At 35.0% G+C, this 19,846-nt stretch carries 10 protein-coding genes; 1 reads left to right on the top strand and 9 read right to left on the bottom strand.

Features of this window, described 5'->3' with window-relative positions:
• Positions 1-40: 40 nt before the first annotated feature.
• From ACIQ7N_RS11400 to ACIQ7N_RS11370, 7 genes are all read right to left on the bottom strand, one after another.
• Positions 41-808, bottom strand: coding sequence for a thioesterase II family protein (locus ACIQ7N_RS11400; protein WP_402932046.1), 768 nt, complete (start codon positions 806-808; stop codon positions 41-43).
• Entirely contained in the window at positions 786-7,343 is a 6,558-nt protein-coding gene (locus tag ACIQ7N_RS11395) for an amino acid adenylation domain-containing protein (RefSeq protein ID WP_402932044.1), read from the bottom strand. The genes ACIQ7N_RS11400 and ACIQ7N_RS11395 overlap by 23 nt, the downstream gene beginning before the upstream one ends.
• The gene (locus ACIQ7N_RS11390; RefSeq protein WP_402932042.1) at positions 7,336-12,876 is read right to left on the bottom strand and encodes a type I polyketide synthase; all 5,541 of its coding nucleotides are present in this window, start codon (positions 12,874-12,876) and stop codon (positions 7,336-7,338) included. The genes ACIQ7N_RS11395 and ACIQ7N_RS11390 overlap by 8 nt, the downstream gene beginning before the upstream one ends.
• Before the next feature lie 161 nt (positions 12,877-13,037).
• A complete protein-coding gene (locus ACIQ7N_RS11385; protein WP_402932040.1) occupies positions 13,038-13,979 on the bottom strand; it encodes an NAD-dependent epimerase/dehydratase family protein in 942 nt (313 codons plus the stop codon).
• A gap of 1,255 nt (positions 13,980-15,234) precedes the next feature.
• Positions 15,235-15,471: a hypothetical protein gene (locus tag ACIQ7N_RS11380; protein ID WP_402932038.1), complete on the bottom strand. Its 237-nt coding sequence runs from the start codon at positions 15,469-15,471 to the stop codon at positions 15,235-15,237.
• A gap of 450 nt (positions 15,472-15,921) precedes the next feature.
• Positions 15,922-16,440, bottom strand: a complete 519-nt coding sequence (locus ACIQ7N_RS11375) for a hypothetical protein (RefSeq protein ID WP_248716739.1) — start codon at positions 16,438-16,440, stop codon at positions 15,922-15,924.
• A 114-nt stretch (positions 16,441-16,554) separates the two neighbouring features.
• Positions 16,555-16,938, bottom strand: coding sequence for a hypothetical protein (locus ACIQ7N_RS11370; protein ID WP_248716740.1), 384 nt, complete (start codon positions 16,936-16,938; stop codon positions 16,555-16,557).
• Between the two features lie 816 nt (positions 16,939-17,754).
• Between ACIQ7N_RS11370 and ACIQ7N_RS11365 the strand changes: the two genes are divergently transcribed.
• Positions 17,755-18,183, top strand: a complete 429-nt coding sequence (locus ACIQ7N_RS11365; RefSeq protein WP_402932035.1) for a hypothetical protein — start codon at positions 17,755-17,757, stop codon at positions 18,181-18,183.
• A 190-nt stretch (positions 18,184-18,373) separates the two neighbouring features.
• On the opposite strand, the gene ACIQ7N_RS11360 is transcribed toward ACIQ7N_RS11365, so the two are convergent.
• Both ACIQ7N_RS11360 and ACIQ7N_RS11355 read right to left on the bottom strand, forming a co-directional pair.
• On the bottom strand, positions 18,374-18,709 hold the full coding sequence (locus tag ACIQ7N_RS11360) for a hypothetical protein (protein ID WP_402932033.1): 336 nt from the start codon (positions 18,707-18,709) through the stop codon (positions 18,374-18,376).
• A gap of 345 nt (positions 18,710-19,054) precedes the next feature.
• A complete protein-coding gene (locus ACIQ7N_RS11355; protein WP_402932031.1) occupies positions 19,055-19,816 on the bottom strand; it encodes a hypothetical protein in 762 nt (253 codons plus the stop codon).
• Positions 19,817-19,846 lie beyond the last annotated feature (30 nt).

The following is a 19,846-nucleotide window of genomic DNA, read 5'->3' as shown; positions in this document are numbered from 1 at the left end:
AAAATCCTGCTAACAAGGATTATCCATTTATACACGACTTTTATATGGTACGTATATATTTATATATCTCAGAAAGAAGACGATCCTGCGAGCTATTTAAAAAGAAATGATTCCCTGGTAACAAAAACATTTGAAAGGATGAATTTGTTATTTTTCCCCACTGCAAAATACTCTCTTCACTCACCTCTTTATCTCGCGTTCCGCCAAACGCAATAATAGGAATTTTTAGAGACGGCCCTTGTTCATAAACATAGCACTCACATATTTCTAAATCAGCTTTTATCATAGGTAAAGAGAGTTGAACAAGTTCTTGCTCTTCAAAGAACCAATCTGGTGTTCCATTTAGACTCTTCAACCTTTCTAAAAGTTCATTATTTGGTAGAGTATGATAAAAAGTTGAAGATTTCCGTGGTAAATGTGGTGCCCTGTGAGCAGAGACAAATAAACAATCTGGACGAACACCATGACGCTTCTCCAAATGACGGGTGAACTCAAAGGCTATTAATGCGCCCATACTATGTCCAAAAAATACAAAAGGAACATCATCTATAAACGACAAAAATGCTTCTTCGAGTGCTTCTAAAAGATTCGGAAGATTAGAAATTGGCTTCTCGATCAATCGATTCCCTCTACCAGGTAATTGAATACAGCATACCTCAACATCTTCAGGTAAATAGTCACCCCAATCTTTATATGTTAGGGCATTCCCCCCAGCGAAAGGGAAGCAAAAAAGGCGTAGACGTGGTGCCTTTATAGCTTTAAAAGTAACGATCCATGGATTGTACTTAATGAGAGTTAACTGATTCATTTTTAACATTCCCTTCAGACGACCTTGCTTTAACCGAATTGTTTTCTATTTCCAATTGCTCTTCAATATAAGTGGCCATCTCTTCAATTGTACTGGTTTGTAATAACGCCCTTAAAGGGAAATTGATTTGATAAGTTTCTCGGATTTCCTCAATCATTTTCATTGATTGCAAAGAATCTCCTCCAAGTTCATAAAAGCTATCATGTACGCCTATTTTATCCAATGCAAGTAAACTAGACCATATTTCGGCTATTTTTTTTTCTACTACAGTCCGAGGTTTTTCGTAACAATTAATTGTTAAACTCTCTACATCTACATTTCTTATTAGAAGTTGACGATCTACTTTCATATTTGAAGTTAAAGGGAATTTATCAACTTTTATATAATTTTTTGGAATCATATATTCGGGTAATTTTTGAATAAGAAATGTTCGTAAATTTCTTCTCTCGACAGTTTCTCCATGGGCCTGTATATAAAAAGCCAAAAGTCTTTTAGTTGTTCCTTCGTCAGCAACAGTAACAACTACATCTTTTATCGCAGGATGTTGAAGTAACATATATTCAATTTCACCTATTTCAATACGATATCCATTAATTTTTATTTGAAAGTCTTCTCTACCTATAAATTCAATGTTACCGTCTGGTAAATACCTACCCAAATCTCCTGTTCGGTATAAACGTTCTTTCGTCTTAGGATGATAGATAAAATTCTCATTTGTTCGAACTTGGTCTTTCCAATATCCAGTAGACAATCCTATACCACCTATATAAATTTGTCCTGTAACCCAATCAGGGCAAGGTTCTAGTGACTCATTTAAGACAAGCATTTTTTGTTTAGAAAGCGCTTTTCCGTAGGGTACACTTTTACTACTAGCTTGCAAATTTTCAATAGGGTAGAAAATAGACCAAATAGAAGCCTCAGTTGCACCTCCTAAACTTATAATTAATTCTGTAGATGAATACGAACGAATAAGTTCTGGCAACGAAACTGCTATCCAATCCCCGCTCAGCATAACTAGTCTAAGATTATCAGCATATCCATTTTTCTGTGATAAATGATTCATAAACATCTCCATTAAAGCAGGGACTGAATTCCACACTGTAACTTTCTCAATGCTCAAAAGCCATTCCAAATGCTTTGGATTAAACCCGGCATCTGCATCAGGTATGACAATACTGGCACCTGCGGCAAGACTTCCGAATATATCATAGACTGATAGGTCAAAATGTAAGGCTGAAAGTGCAATCACACGATCTTTCTCCGTTACATTAAACTTGCTGTTTATATCAATAATGGTATTTACTGCACCAGAATGAGTAATCATCACTCCTTTTGGATCACCTGTGGAACCAGAAGTAAATATTACATAGGCTAAATCATCAGGACTTTGAACGAATGGCAACGGTTCGTCAGACCAATCTGACAAAAATTGCTCATTTACTTCGTAAATAGATATCTCTTCTGGTAATTCTATTTGAGATTTCATTCCTGATTGGGTAAGAATAATTTTTACACCCGTAGAACGTAGAAGATATAGAATACGTTCATTCGGAAGTGCCGGATCAATAGGTAAGTATGCTGAACCAGATTGTAAAATACCAAGTACACCGACAACTTGTTCCCACCCTTTCTCCATAAAGATAGCTACTAATTGATTAGTTTGGGTTCCTTTATACTTTAAAAATCTGCCTATTTTATTGGACCATTTATAAACTTCATCATATGTCATTGTTTTATGGCTGCTGATAATCGCAGGAGAATTAGGTTGACTCTTCGCTTTTTGATTAAATAGTGAATGTAAAAGATCCGCCGACTCAATGTTTTCATGCAAAATAATATCATTTCTTAGTTCAAGTTGTTCTAGAGGAATTAATGGAATAACTTGCTGATTCCAAATCTCTTCCTCATTCGCAAGTCGAGTAACTAACGACCAAAATGTTGAAAACATGCTACGAATAAAGCCTGGGGGATAAATTTCTTCAACTACATCCCAATTACAATAAAGTCCGTTACGATCATCCCAAACGCCGCAATCTAGCCATACTTGGGAAGTTTGTGTAACACCATTTACATTCACAGGTTTAATAGGGAACGGGACATCTTTTTCCTCCGGTATTGGAACAACTAGCGCACTGGTAAAGACAACTGGCATCTTTGCTTCAAAGGCGCCTCCTTTTTTCGTTGTCATTTCACGAAGCACTTGAACACCACTAATATAATGATTTTCAAGGTCACTCCATAAATCAGCTTGGATCTTCCTTGCGCGCTCAATAAATGAGCATTCATTCGAATTTGTTACTGCCAATAAATTAACTGATGTAAACTCTCCTACAATATCATTTACTTGAGGATGTGCAGCATTTCGATTTAAAAATGTTAGATTAAGTGAAAATTCAGGGCTATTACTCCAATATCTTAGTACCTCCGTAAATGCAGCTAACAAAATACCTGTGGTAGTAATTCCCGCTTTCATTGCTTTTGATTTCAATCTCTTCCATGACTGAAAATCTAAACTCTCGTGAAGACGTACAAATTGTGGATTTCTTAATTCCTTCGGACTTTTTGATAGAGGAAGCTCTGGTGCCATTGGTAAAGAATCAACACGTTTTTTCCAATAGTCAAGAGCATTATTATACCTAACTGTTTTTTTGAATTCTTCAATTGCCATAACGTAGTCTCTAAAAGAGATTTCCAATGGTGCTAGCTCGTTTTCTTTTCCTTGATAAATTGTCACTAGCTCCCTCATTAAAATAACAAAGCTCCATACATCCCACATTAATGCATCTGAACTAAAATGGATAAGTGATTTTTGATCCTCAAGTAGAGTAATTCTTATATCAAACACTGGCCACGTATAAATATCTAGTACTTGATGGGATAATTCTTCCCTTGTAGCTTTAACTGCACTTTCTACTTCATCAGGATTTTTCCCCCGCAAATCCGTTATTGTAATTGGATAATACGGTACTTTTCGATAAACTTGTTGTTTGCCGTCGGATGTTATTACGGTTCTTAACATATCATGTCTTTTTATTAAATAGTTCCATGCCTCCTCGAACTTATTAATATCTAAATATTGTGCTTCATATTCATCATAACTATGTGTAGCAACATTACCTAATTCGTATACATCATTACGTCCAATCCAGTATGCTTGTTGGATATCAGTTAGTGGGAATGGCTCATATCTGTCTTGTAGATTAGGTTTAATAACTGGAAGTAGCTGCTTATCATCAAAGTACTCTTGATTTTTCCCTTTTAGATTATCAATTTCAATAGCCAATTTCGAAATTGTTGTAAAGTTGAATAAAGTTTGCAACGAAAATTCAATCTTAAAAATCTTCCTTACTTGTGCCGTTATTTTCATGGCAAGTAAAGAGTAGCCCCCTATTTGGAAAAAATCATCATTTACACTAATTCTAGAAACACCAAATACTTCTTTCCATATATCAACCAAAATTTCTTCTGTAAGCGTTCGGGCTGGTGTGTATTCATTAAGCATATTCCATTCAGTAATATCTGGTTCTGGTAGTCGCTTCCGATCAATCTTGCCATTATTGGTTAATGGAAATGCGTCTAACAAAACAATATAGGATGGAACCATATAATCGGGTAGTTTCGTATTTAAATAACTTTTTAAATCCCGAATAGAAACTGCACTATTTTTCTGACAAATAATATAAGCTACTAAGCTCTGCAATTCGGAATTACCGGTTCTGACAACTACAATACTTTGAGTAATCCCCGGATACTGGAGTATGTTGTTTTCAATTTCATTTAATTCGATTCGGTAACCACGTATCTTTATTTGAAAGTCTGAACGTCCAATTAATTCAATATTCCCATCTGGTAAATATTTAGCTAAGTCACCTGTTTTATATGCCCTTTTCATTGTTCCTGATTCATCAGATAATAATATAAATCTTTCAGAAGTTAGCTCTTTTCTATAGAGATAGCCTTGAGCAACTCCATCACCTGAGACGTATAATTCACCTGGAATGCCAACTGGAACTACCTGACGGTATTCATCTAAGATCAGTAGCTGGGTATTAGGAAACGGTTTACCGATAGGCAATGAATCGTTGGATTGTAATTGATTATTAGCACACTCGAAGTAAGAACTATCAATTGTTGCTTCTGTTAGGCCGTAAGAGTTAATAACCCTTGTTTGTGCCCCACAATAATTACAAAGTTTCTGATACTCCTCTATTTTCCAACTATCTGAGCCGACAATGACTAACTTCATAAAATCTAATTTTTGTTGACTATCTTCTAAGTACTGTAACAAACTACGAATAATTGCAGGGACGAACTCCGCACAATCAATTTTTTCATGAAGTAAAAGTTGATATAGTTGTTCTGGGTCTAATAAAACTTCTTCTGGACATAACACTAATTTTGAGCCAGAGCATAGCGCACGAACAATGTCACCAACGCATACGTCAAATGAAAAGCTGGCCATTTGTAAATGGGCATGCGTATTATTCATTAACTGATATTCATGTTCCCAGCCATTAAAAGTGTGCACCAAATTATTGTGGCTTACCATAGTCCCTTTCGGAAGACCTGTAGAACCAGATGTGTAGATGATATAAGCCAAACTATCTGGGTTAATCTTAATTGGCTTATTTGTAGATTTTTCTTGATTTAACTTCTCTTTTACCTGTGTATCGTCAACAACAATAGTATTTAGGCTCGATTCAGCTAAGAGCGAACTATTAAGCACTTTATTAGTGATAATAGTAGCTACCTTGGAATCTTTGAGCATGTAATGTAGTCGATCGCTTGGATATGAAGAATCCATTGGTAGATAAGCTAGGCCTGTTTTTAATACCCCTAAAACGGATATAACTAAATCCATTGATTTAGGCAAACATATCCCAATAATTGAATCCTCCGCTTCCTTTTGTTTCAAAATCAAAGATGCAAGTTGATTCGCTTTTACATTAAGCTCCTTATAGGTCATGGATTCATCTTTGAAAACGATGGCTATTGCATCTGGATTTCTCTCAACTTGTTTTTCAAACCATGTACATACGTTTTCATCTTTAGGGAAATCAATGATATTTCCATTCCATAACTTTAATTGATTCAATTCCTCAGTTGTCAAATAATTTATTTCACCAATTGGCTTATCAGGTTCAGACAGAATTTTTTCTAGTAGAATCTGGAAGTGCTCTGCCATTTTGTAAATAAAGGTACTATCAAATAGATCGGTATTATACTCCAAAATGCATTTCTGTGGATAAATATCTCCGCCATCTAAAATATCAAGAGACAAATCGAACTTTGCTGTACCACCATCTATAGGTTGATAATTCATCAATACATTATTAAGTCGATAGTTTGGAACCGCATTTTGATATGTGAATAAAACCTGAAAAAGCGGGTTAAGACTTGAGCTTCTTTCAGGAGCTACATTCTGAACAATACTCTCAAAAGGAACATCTTGGTGAGAGAAAGCTTCTAAAGAAGCTTCCTTCACCTGCTTAAGTAAATTTTTAAAGCTTAAATTTCTAGACAGCCTTACACGAAGAGGCAAAGTATTAACAAATACACCTATTAACTTTTGGAATTCATTTCGGTTTCTTCCTGAGATAGGAACACCAACGATAATGTCATCTTGTCCAGTGTAACGATATAACAAGGTATAAAACACTGTAAGCATTGCCATAAAAGCTGTCGACTCTTCAGAATTATATAATTTTTTCAAATTATCACTTGTTGCTTTTGATAACTCAAAAACATATGAGGATCCCTTAAAAGTTTGTATTGCCGGACGTAAGTAAGTCGTCGGTAGTTCTAAAACAGGCGGAGAGCCTTCGAGGGCTGTTTTCCAATATGTTAGCTGTTCTTGAAAAAGTTCATCAGTCAAATACTTCTGTTGCCATGACACGTAGTCAGAATATTGCATTGTAAGATTCTTTAATTTAGAAGGTGTGTTGTTGATAAAAGCTTCATATAACTCACTAAGCTCTTGTAATAATACTGTAACGGACCACCCATCAAAGATAATATGATGCATTGTAACTACTAGGTAGTGTTCATCATCATTCAATTGAAGTAAAACGACTCTCCATAAAGAAGAGTCATCTTTTAAATTAAATGGTTTTTGAATTTCCTCATTGACGATTCTATTTCGCTCTTGACGTTGTACGTCTTTAGGCAATTCTCTTAAATCTAAAAATTCCATCATCACTGAAGATTCGGACGTTATTTTTCTTATAGGTTCACCGTTCCTATCTTCAACAATACTTGTACGAAGTGTTTCGTGTCTATTAGCTATTTCTTTGAAACAAGCCTGCAAAACATCAATATCAAGCTCTCCCAATAACAGAAAAGCAGAAGGAATATTGTAAGCAGAGCTCTCAGGATCTAATTGACTTAAAAACCATAATCTTTTCTGAGGAAAAGATAAAGTATGGTTTTCAGTTTTAGGGATTTCTCGGCCAATTAACTTTGACTTAAGTTGATTTACCAGCAAAGCTTTCTGTTCATCTGTAAGTGTTCCAATCTGATCAAGATACTTATTCAACTTGATCCCTCCCAGCTGCGACTAAACTAATAATATCGTTTATTTTGTCTTCTGAAAGTTCTCCTAAATCCGAAATAATCTGTTCTACTTCTTCATCTTGGATTAAGTTGTGCTTTTTATCTAGCATTTCCATAATATTCATTGATAACTCTTGTGAAGTTACCCCACGTAATAAATCTACAACAGCAATAGTAACCTGAAGACTTGCTTCAATTGTATTTTTCAACTCCATTGCCATCATGGAATCTAAACCAAAAGCGTTAAGTGGTACATTTACTTCTATCTGTGTACGATTTAAACGCAACACGGCACAAGATAATTCCATAATGTGTGCTTCAAGTTGTGATAGCTGTTCCTTACGATCCTTTAATTGTAATAAACTATTCAAAAAGTCTTGCGAATTATCTTCTGAATTATCCGTGTGACTTTGTAATTCTCTATGTTTATTAACAAGTTCGGCAATGATAGGAGGTACATTTCCAAGAGGATAGTTTTTATCGGCTACTTTTGGCCAATCTGCTCCTACTACACTGAATTGCGCTCTATTCTGACATAATAATTGGTTAAGTGCCTCAAGCCCTTGATCATTTGTCATCGAATATAAACCGCGATTATCAAAGTAATTTAGCAAATCAAGCTGTGTAGCCATCCCAGATTCTAGCCACGGCCCCCAGTTAATACTTAATCCATGCATTCCCCGAGATCTTCGATAATGTGCCAATCCATCTAAAAATGCATTGCCCGCTGAATAATTAGCCTGTCCACTCATAACTACAACAGATGCAATGGATGAATATAGAACAAAGAAATCTAGTGATTGGTTTTCAAAATGTTCATGTAAGTTCCATCCGCCAATCATTTTTGGTCGAAGAACATCGGTAAATTGTTGCTGATTCATTTGATATAATAATTGTGGTCGAGCTACCCCGGCTGTATGGATTACTCCACGGATTTCTGGCCATCCAGCTTCAGAATATTGAAGCAGAGATTTCTCTATTTCACTCTTATTACATACATCAGCAGTAGCTATATGGATAGTAGCACCCAGCGACTCTAGCTCTTTTATAGCTGTAATACGCTTCCCTTCTACACTATCGATATCTACTTTATCCCAATCTAAGCGATTGTGGAATTTTCCACGGCCCATTAAAATTAAATGCCTAGCGCCTTTTTTAATCATCCAGCGAGCCGTTAATAACCCTAAACCACCAAAACCACCAGTAATTAAGTAACTTGCATCTGGTCTGAATACTATTGGAAGTGGCTTATTAAGTTGAACATCTTCTTCTAACCGAACAACAAAACGTTCCCCTTGTCTAAAGGCAACATGATCTTCTCCATCTGTATTCCAAATCTCTTCAAATAATAGATTACTATTTTTCTCAACTGACAAGGAATCATCTAAATCTATAATTCCTCCCCATAAATTCATATGTTCCTGATGCCCAATCGCTTTTGCTAGCCCCCATACAGCTGATTGAGCTACATTATTCAAACCGTCCGTACCTACTTGCTGTGCTCCAGTCGTTGCTACCCATAAACGAACATTATCTGGAAGCTGCTTATGAACAATAGATTGAACAAGGTGAAGCAAACCAACACAACCCAATTCTTCCACTCTATTTAAGCCATTTGTGTTTAAAATATCTGTTACTTTATTATCAAGTGCCCAACCATAAATAATTCCTCGACATTGAGCGGAATCTGAAAGTATATCATCCATTAATATAACGAAATCTTCAGAATTTGAAGGGTTTATAGTAAATATATTATTTGTTTTTTCGTATTTAACTCCTGGATGCACAGAATAACAGTGCTCTCCTACCTTAATTAGCTTTTCTGCAACAGAATGTCCTATTTTTTGTTCGTCTTCAAAAATTATCCAATACCCTTTGTTAGAAACGTTTTTTACAGGAGAAAATTCACTAGCTTCTTTTCTTACTTGCGTATGCCATTGCAATTCATATATATCTTGTGTTCCTAAAGATTTGTTAGATGAAGTTGTATCCTTTAATGAAACTGCGTTACATCCTAAAATTTCCATAATAATATTTCCTTCAGAATCAAAAAGGTGTATATCTCCCTCTAATGATGTTTCTGTTTTGTTCAAAATAGAAGCATGAATCCACAAATCTGTATTTAAACGAACTTTTTGATGTAAAGCTCCCTTTGCTACACCTACAGGCATATAAACTGTCGTATTCTCTTCGTCCTCTTGGAATGGCAATGCAGCAGCAAGTACTTGGAAACATAAATCCAAGATAGAAGGATGTATTTCATACTCATCCAATTGAGCTCCAATTATTTCGTGTAAACTTATCTTTGCCAATGCTTCTTGCTCGCCTTGCCATAGTGTTTCAATACCCTGGAAAGTTTCTCCATACTCAAGACCGAATTTACGGAATTGCAAATAACATTGTTCCTGGGAAAGTTGTAAAGTACAACGTTGTTTTAAGACCTGAAGTTCTTTGTTTTGAGATTTAAGACTAACGTTCGGTCTTATCTGCCCTTCAGCATGTAATGTCCAGTCCTGACTTACTCCCGTAGGCTGACTATAAATAGAAACTGTTGAGTTTTCCACTGAGTAAACCAGTCTTAATTTTACAGACTCTCCTAATGTTAAAAACAAGGCTTTATTAAACTTAACACTTTCACCACAGACGAAACCAGTAGACCCAAATAATTCTTTAGATGCTGCTAACATCATTTCAACATATGCCGCCCCAGGATATACATATGCTCCCTGAATTTGATGGTCGCATAAATAAGGAAGGCGATTCAAATCTAAATCATTTTCCCAAGTAGGCTCAGGTGTATTTAATTTTTTTCCTAGTAATGAATGGACATGTGTTCCCAGTCGCTCTTGTTCGGATATTAAAGACTCTTGCCAATAGCGTTCTCTCTGCCAAGGGTAAGTAGGTAAACAGATCGTATTATCCGCCTTTTTGTGTATGTTATCCCAATTAATAGCATACCCTTTTGTATATAAGGCACCAAGAGATCCGAATAATACCTCCTTATCTACGGCTTTGCGACGTAAAGAAGGGATTATAAGTCCTTGAACGTTATGAAGTGACAAGCATTCTGAAATAGAATTAGCTAAAACAGGATGTGGGCCTACTTCTATAAAATTATAGAAACCATCTTCAATCATGTTATTCGCTGCTGCTGCAAAAAGTACTGAATCTCTTACGTTTTTCCACCAATAGTAGGCGGTAAAGTCGTCATTACTCATTAACTTGCCAGTTACAGTAGAATAGATTGGAGTGTGTGGTTTATGAACTTTAATATCTTTAAGAGCATTTAAAATATCTTCTTTTAAAGGATCCATATAATGACTATGATACGGAACTTTAACATTTAGGTATTTATAAAATATTTTTTTCTTTTCGAGTGATTCAATAAGTATATCAAGGGATTCAGGAGCCCCAGCAAGCGTTACAGCATTAGGACTATTAATAGCAGCTATAGATATTTGATCAAGATCTAGAATTTCAATTCTGGCTTCTTCAAAAGATAATCCTACTGCTACCATCTGACCTAATCCAGTAGTACGTTGTTGTAGATTACTTCGATGGTATATTACCTTTACTGCATCTTCTAAACTGTAAACACCAGCACAATAAGCTGCTGCAACTTCTCCAGCACTATGTCCTACGATAGCATCAGGTGTTATTCCCCAAGATTTCCATAATTCAGCCAAACCAACTTGTAGCATAAAATTAGCTGGCTGTGCAACTTCAGTTTCCTCCATTTTGGATGATAGTTCATCAGCTAGCATAGCATCAATTATTGACCATCCTGAAAGACGTTTAAATATCTCGTCGCATTGCTCTACGGCTTTACGGAACACATCATCTTTTTGAAGAAGTTCTCTACCCATTGCCCACCATTGAGGACCCATTCCAGTGAATACTAAACTTAAAGGTGATTTTTTATTATCAGCGACTCCTGAGACAATACCAGCTTCTTTACCATCTTCCAGGAATACATCTAATTTCTCCATTAATTTATCCACAGAATTTGTAGTTATAGCTAATCGATGACTATGATGGCTACGTCTTGTAATAGCGTTATACCCAATATCACGTAATGAGTATTTATTATCAGAAATAGCTCTTTTGAAATCTTTAGCATAGTCTTTTAATGCCTGAGTATTCCGTGCAGATAAAACTATTGTTTGGAGATCCTCCGTTTTTTCTATGTCCTGAATAGTCTCATTAGGTACATATTCTTGTAAAACCACATGGGCATTTGTTCCACCGAATCCAAATGAATTAACACTAGCAATTGCTACGTCAGTTTCTGGCCAAGCAGTTAATTTTGTTGGAACTTTAATATTTAGTTTTTCAAAATCGATATCAGGGTTGGCATTCTTAAGGTGGAGATGAGCCGGTATTTGACGGTTCTTTAAACAAAGAATTGTTTTAATTAATCCCGCTACACCTGCTGCAGCTTCCGTATGCCCAATATTAGTCTTAACTGATCCGATATAACATTTGTCCCCAGGAACTCTATCAGCCCCCAAAATACTTCCTAATGAATTAGCTTCTATAGGATCTCCAACCGGCGTTCCTGTTCCATGAGCTTCTACGTACTGTACCTGATTAGGTTTAATACCACTCTTTTCATAAACGTCACATAATAATTGTTTTTGTGCTTCTGCTCTTGGCACAGTAATACCTTGGGAATTACCATCTTGATTAACCCCACTACCTCTAATAATTGCATGGATAGGGTCATTATCCTGAATTGCTTGAGAAAGTGGTTTTAATAATACAACTCCTGCTCCTTCGCCACGTACATAACCATTAGCAGAAGAATCAAATGCTTTAGATCTCCCATCAGCTGATAACATCCCTGCTTTAGATTCAGCAATAAAATATTCTGGCTTAATCATTACATTGACACCGCCCGCGAATGCCATTGTACTTTCCCCATTCCTTATACTTTGACAAGCTAAATGTAACGCAACAAGGGATGAAGAACATGCTGTATCCACCGTAATACTTGGCCCACGGAAATCATATGTGTAAGAAATTCGGTTTGCCAATAACGTCATCATCGCGCCTGTAGCTGAGTGTGCATCTACTAAATGTCTGTTAGATTCCGAAAATTGCAATAATTTATAATCTAAAGTGAAAGCACCCATGAAAACACCTACATTTGTACCTGCTAAACGTTCCTGCATTTGACCTGAATTTTCCATAGCCTCCCAACAAACTTCTAGAAGCAAACGTTGTTGCGGATCTAATAAAGCTGCTTCCCTAGGAGATATACCAAAGAAAGAGGCATCAAATTGATCTACATTGTCTAAAAATCCACCCCACATAGAATTCGATTTCCCTTGGTTTACCTTATTAGAACTATAGAAGTTTGATATACTCCATCTATCACTTGGAATTTCAGTTATAGCGTCCACTTCATTACTTAATAACTCCCAGAAAGATTCTGGTGAGTTTACACCTCCTGGGAAACGGCATCCAATACCTATTACCGCAATTGGTTCTGTTAAATTATCTTTTAATGTCATCATATTCCCTCGCTTATAGTAGTTTTATGTTTTTGAAAAGAAGTTTTTTTATCTTGCGTTTAAAGTAGCAATGTATTGTTCTTTGTACTTCCTTAACGACGTATAAAAGAATGTATATCAAACCTTCACAGAATTGGATAAGTCTTCCGTAAATTACTTTCTTAATAGAGGTTATTTCGGTACCAATCTAACGTTTCTTTTATAGCTTTTGCATGCGGTGTAACCTCTAGACCAAATGTACGCTCATACTTACTATGATCAACGATATATGGTTGATTATAAACATAATAAATTTCTTTCATTTCACGCATATAAGGATTAAACAATGCCATTAATCGGAATATTTGTTTCGGAGCACATTGTACTTTAAATGTTTTCTGTATTTCTTTATAAACTAGTTGTATTAGTTCTTTAGTAGTGACAGTAGTATCACTCGGGATATGCCATATTTCTCCAAGCGATTCTTCATTCTCTGCTAAAGTTACAAGTCCTCTAGCGAAATCATTTATATAAATATGTGTATGAGGAACATCTATGCACCCAATTACTTTAGCTGCTTTTCCTTGTAACGCAGACTTAAATACCCTTTCACCTAGGATTGAATGTAAAACATTTGGACCATAAAAATCAGGTCCTCTTCCAATAGCGGCCCGTATTGTACCACTATAGTGAGCTTCTAATATTTCTTCAGCCATTTGAGCTCTAACTAACCCCTTCCGATCACTCGCAAGATTTAACGACGATTCATTGTACGGCTGTTTTGAAGAACCATACATAAAAAGGTTATCTGCATAAATCAATTTAGCCCCTGCTTGACTTGTTCCATAAATAATTCCTTTGTTTAAATTCGGAAATTGCTCTGGCCACTTCGTATAATCAGGTTTGGCACAATGATATACAACTGTTGCTCCCTTAAATGCATTAGCTGACTCTTCAAAATTTGAAACATTCGCATGGATTAAAATTACGTCCTTAGGAAGTTCGATGAAACTCTTTTGGTTAACCATTATGACCTCTTTCTCCCTAATTAGAAGCTCTCTCATTACTGCAAGCCCAAGTGGTCCAGTTCCAACTACAACATGTTTTTCTTTATTAGCACACATTTCAACCTCCCACAAAACACTCTTTTTGGAAAACAAAAGGCAATATAACAAATAATAACATTAATCCACCCTTTTTAACTCTACCATATTTGTATCTTATTGGAAATAAATATTTCTGAATTTTATGTTAAAATACCTATGTTTATATTTGCTACCTTTAGAACTATATTGATTTCGAATACGCATTAAAAGTAGGATAAATATTCCAAACCTCTTTACTTTGAAATTAAGGTGCAAATGTATTATTTGAATAATCGTTTAAACGGTAAAAAATCAGTTATATTAATCTAAAAAGATCCAAAGCATAAATATTAAGAGTTTTCTAGTCACTGTCGCACTTGTCTTATAGTAAATTATTTTAAAATTGCTCTAAGACTTCCTTCCATCAGTGAGCCATGCCTTTCCGTCGCCCTGAGATTGCCATCCGTCAATGCCTGAACAAAAACAATAAGGAAATAAAAAGTGAGGGTAAAATGGGATAAGAATTATTCGGAGTTGTGAAATGATAGAAACACTTTATTTTTCAACTTATGGACTTGAAAGAAAGTTATATTAAAACTGTTGGGGAAGGTCTTTCTATCCCTTTAAAATCAATTACTTTTGAGATTGATTAATGAAAACGAAATTATTTTTACTAATGATTCATTGACGACAAATACAGATTATCTGTTTGTAATGAAAATGCTTTATTCCTAAAAAATTAGATCTGGAGTTTTCACTAAATTTATTGAGATTCTATTAATCTTTTAAAATTGATTTAAAAAACCTCTTCTTTTTGTAGCCTTTGAGAAGCGTCTGATAGCGTCGTACTAGCAGCATAATCGACGAGTTTATAGACAATAACAAAAAAAGAGAGCATAAACATTGATTTATGCTAGCGATATTTTTTTCTCCATTTTTTTAAGTTTTTTTAGATGATATGATACATTTCTCCATAAAAATTTTCTCTCTATTCATTCTCCATCCTTTTCTAACGTATTCTCAAAAAAGGAAAAGCACTTCAAATCCTTGATAACAAAGGATCTGAAGCGCTTTTCAGTTGGTTCAAATTTATTCTATCTGGATCTATAGACGTCCCAGGAGGACAATACTGATATATCAACGGTTTACAACTATCATGTTTACCCTAATTTAAAGATAACCCATCACACCTGAATTTGTCTTTTTCTTCTTTATCGAAAGTAGGATTAAATCAAGCAAAGACCAAGTTTGAGTAATCTAATACTAAACTCGGCCCTTTTATACATTACTATTTTTATTTTAGTAGTCTTAGTTTTGGATATATTTTGGAAATTCCTATACCCTCTATTGTTGCATTTTCAAATAGTTCATTGTAGCCATTAAACTCTTGTGTGTACGAATCTTTAGTTCTTGATAGGAAGGATTTTTCTAAACTATGACTTATCCAGTATTCATCCTCTTTATAGTAAAAATTGAGTTCGTCACCCATTGAAATGAGTTTTTTGAATTCTAAATATTCTTTTTCACCCATGTACTTTGCTCCTTTTTAATAAACTAGACCTCTACTAGTGCAGTTCCAGTCATGTCTATGAGGTACTTTTGGGTGTTACTTCGAATTTCCATGATTTGTATAGTCAATATCCAGGTCAGCATTCCCATTTTTATCATAATATCTTCCTTGCTCAACTTTTCCGTTTCAAGCGCCATTTGCAGTTCTGTCACGACTAGTAAGAGCACCATCAAATTTTACCTATAAAGTATATTTAAATAGGCATCATTTGCTACGTCTTTGTTGAATCGTATTATTAATTCAATTAAACGATCCCTTATTCTATATGTCTTTTATTCCTTTTTCACTATGAATTACAACCTAAAATTTTCACCAAAATAATCCTGTACCAATTACAGGTCGTTCTTTCCTTCTATTCTTCTTTTTCCGGAAAGGCAATACCAAATGTTGTATTAAGGACTATTCAGTTTATTAATCAAATTTTTCGACAAACAATCCCATAGCGTTTATTTCTGGAATAATTGGCTCCAGAGATTTTGAACTATGAACCCCCATTAAATAATCGTATCCGATAAATATTTTTAGCTTTCTCGGAGAAAATATATCAACCCCAATATCTTCTCTAAGCTGTAACCTACATAAACTCTCAACTTCGTCAAGACCCGCCTGACTTCCATTAAAATTTGAATAGAAGTCAAGTAAACTTTCGGAGTACAACTGGGAATAAGGTTTTATTAAATTTAAAAATTCTTCTTTTGAGAATGAATGACATAAATTTGCTACAGATAAACTAGTAAGTGAATGAAATTTAATTATTAGTTTCACTGCATCAACATATTTATCCTCTATCCCTATATACTCTTCATCCGTTAATAATATTCCATCGAAAGATTTCCCAATATCACTGATTGCAGTCCACTCATTTTTTTGATAACATCCAGCTTCATCCCTGAACAAAGGGTCATACTTAGAAATACTGTACTTGTGCATTATTAATCACCTATCCTATTAAGATTAGCATTATATGTGCTCATCCTAGTGCTTTTAAAATAACGAACTCCAGAAAGTTTCTAAACCCAATATTTTATACTTGTCCTTTGCACCTTAAGATTTATAAATATCGAATACCTTTTTTAATGATTCTAACACTGTCTGATCTGTCAAAAATTCAAATTTCATGTTATGTGTCTCATGACTTCCTCCGATTTGGCCATGGACAACTAAATGCCCTAATTTATTATTTATACACAAACTCAATACAGAATCTGAATCATTATCTTCTATTTCACAAACACCTTCTAACATATTGTACATGTTAGATAAGATATTTGTGATTGTATCAATATTATTTTGCGATAAGCAAAAATTGGTCGCACCTTTGAATTCACCAGATTTCACTTTTATTTTAAATGTAGAATACCCCTCAATAGTATATAAATGTTCTATATATAACTCTTTTTCGGCCGAAAAAATAATATTATATTCCATCCTATTCCCTCCCTTACTTAACTTCTGAAAGATTGGTATACGATTTTGATACGCCTGAACCTGTTTGCTCTACTTTAATATTGTCAAAAAAGCCATAGCTGTTCGAATTGACATATACTTTTGCTCTGACAAAATCCTTGTCTGCAATGAAAGTATTTTTTGCAAATTGCCATCTAGTCGCATGCTCATTTTAAGAAGTCCCACTCGCATTTGTGGAACAGACTAATTGTGAATACCAGTTGTTGCTGCACTCGTCGTATAGCCCCAACCTGAAACTGTTAGGTTCACCTTTTTTCCTTTGATTTCAACATATTGACCAGCATATCTTGCTATATTTACAGTTCCTGTTAATCATGTACTGTAGTTGCCAGCATATTATATTGCTAAGGAACATCCATCACCTGTAGCCAGATTGTTTAATGCCCAATCATCAGCGTTGCCCCAGAACCTAACTCAAAGCTTTTCAAATTGATTCAGCACGTATATGCGGTTTCACTTGGTAACGTAAACGTATCTTGGCCAATCTTTTTTGTTTTCATTTCAATGTAAAACATTAGACAAAGCTAAATTATATACGATTGGTGATGGAATCGATATAAGTAAAAGGGATTCGATTTAAAATAGACATCTAGCATCTTTATGAACATGAGCATAATCCCGATTTTGGACCACTTTATTCAATTAATTATGAATGACAATATTTAACGGAATAATAATCCTGTTTACCTTGATAAGAATAAAACGATAAAATATGTTAGATCAACTTTATATTTGCTACAATGAAATATTCAACAGTTAAACATAGGAAGTGAAAAATTGTATTATATAGTACTTTCAATAGGATTATTGCTTGTTCTCTCGCAAGCTATATTATTAATTTTTATGTATCAAGACAAAGAACTTCTATCCTTTGATGGATTTAAGTCTCTTTTTGGTTTTTTAGTAGGTGTTACTTTGTTAGTGCTTACCCTACCAAGTCTAAAATCTGTTATTCAAAAAGATTATGATGTTATTAGTGGAGATTGTACGATTGAAGTTTCTTCTTCCGGGCGCTCTGCAGAAGCATCTTTTAACATGATAGATACTGATGAACAATATTACTTTAGCGAAATCCCTGAGCTAGATGCTTATGGTAAGTCAATTCCTTACTATTGTAAGGTGACTGTTACAAAAGACCATATCTTTGAAATCGGTTATGAAATTTATGATGCCAAATCACGAAAATTAATATCAAAAAATGACTAAAGACGTTTGTAGCCGCCTCTAGTTTTATTTTGGTCAATGTTGGCGCAAGCCCAAGCGAATGCCGATACTGTTGGAGCAGGATTAGCGACTCAACCCGTTGGCGTGGGTGAGTATTTAACTGGAATGTCGTTAATTACACCATTACATATATAAACAAAGCTATATCGTTAAGCCAACCATTATTAAAACACTAGCCGAGAAACGCGCAGAAGCACTTCAAACGAACGCGCTTTGTCGTATTCTTTACTTTCATTTGCCCTAACCATCCGTAAATGGCGTCAGCATCTATAGCAAGCAAGTATTCAACGCCTGTCTTACGAACAAAATCGTTTACGTACGTTTCATAATCGTGAACCGTACGCTCACGCAATCCGCTCGCTCGCATCTGTCTTACGACAATTTCTAACGCTTTTTCGATAGATAGCACAGACTTCGGATTAACAACGATCGGGTTCTTGCTATCCTCCGCGCTGAATATTCCATTTAAATCCACACCTACATTTAAACCGTTTCTTTTATTAGACAAGCAAAAAACCTCTAACGTTTAGTTAGAAGGCGTTTCAATTTCCGCAGTTAGACCGCTTCATTGACCGCTATAAAACTACGCTAGAAGGCTATTTGACGCGATTTATAACGCAATAATGACGTCCCAGGAGAACATACTACAATATTGATATATCAATGGTTTACAAACAGAATGATTACCTTTTGTTTACCTTGAATTTTTTGACCACCCATCATGGAGTGGTCATCTAATAGTTTTTTAGCTAAACCCAAGACATCGGTAAACATCCTATCCTCATGTCAATCAACCATAAAAAATAGTCCCCTTATCAAAAAAATAAGAGGACTTTATATAATTCTTAATCTATCACTTATCTCCAACTGGCTTTAATAAATCTACTGGAAGCCAAAAATATTGTTCGTCATTTCCTTCTAAGCCTTTGTCCACATATAAATAACCATTAACTTCAACACCTAGTGATGTAAAAATGCTTCCTTTTGCATGTATTGTTAAAGGTTTTACTTCATTTAAGGGAGTGCTTCTCCCACCTGCATCTTTTGTTAACTCAAAACGTACATTGCTTTCTCTCGATATTGTCTCAGCGATTTTAAGATCTGTACCGGGATATTTATCATACCATAACCCTTCACCCCCATAGCTCTCGGAAAGCTTCAGCAGTTGTCCATTATTTGTACCCAAGAAAGAAATACCACCAATGCCACCATCTTGGAAATATTTACCGTAATATCCCATATTATAAATACCATCACGATTGATAACAATATAAGTTGGATTGTTGTAGAAAGATGAACGAATTTTTATTGGTACTTCTTTGAAAACTACCAAATCCGTTGCTTGTACGCGATATTGCCCCATTTGATAGAATATTTTTTTATCATATTTTTCAATATCATACGTTCTAAAGAAGTTATTTCGCTTAACCACTAAAGATTCAAAGGTACCATCTGAATTTTTTTTGTATACCTTGATGTCTTTTTTAAAGGTCATTTTTCCGGTTTGCCCTTTTACAACTTCTGCTCCATCATACATCACTTTCGCTTCTGATTTTGTTGGATTTAATACTGCAAATACAATTGCTGCTAGTAACACAGTAAATAGTTTTTTCATTATTCTCCCCCTACACTGTTTTATATTAGA

Origin of the sequence: Lysinibacillus sp. NPDC095746, assembly GCF_044763535.1 — a bacterium.
GTDB lineage: Bacteria > Bacillota > Bacilli > Bacillales_A > Planococcaceae > Lysinibacillus.
This window is presented reverse-complemented; position numbering and strand designations above follow the sequence as displayed.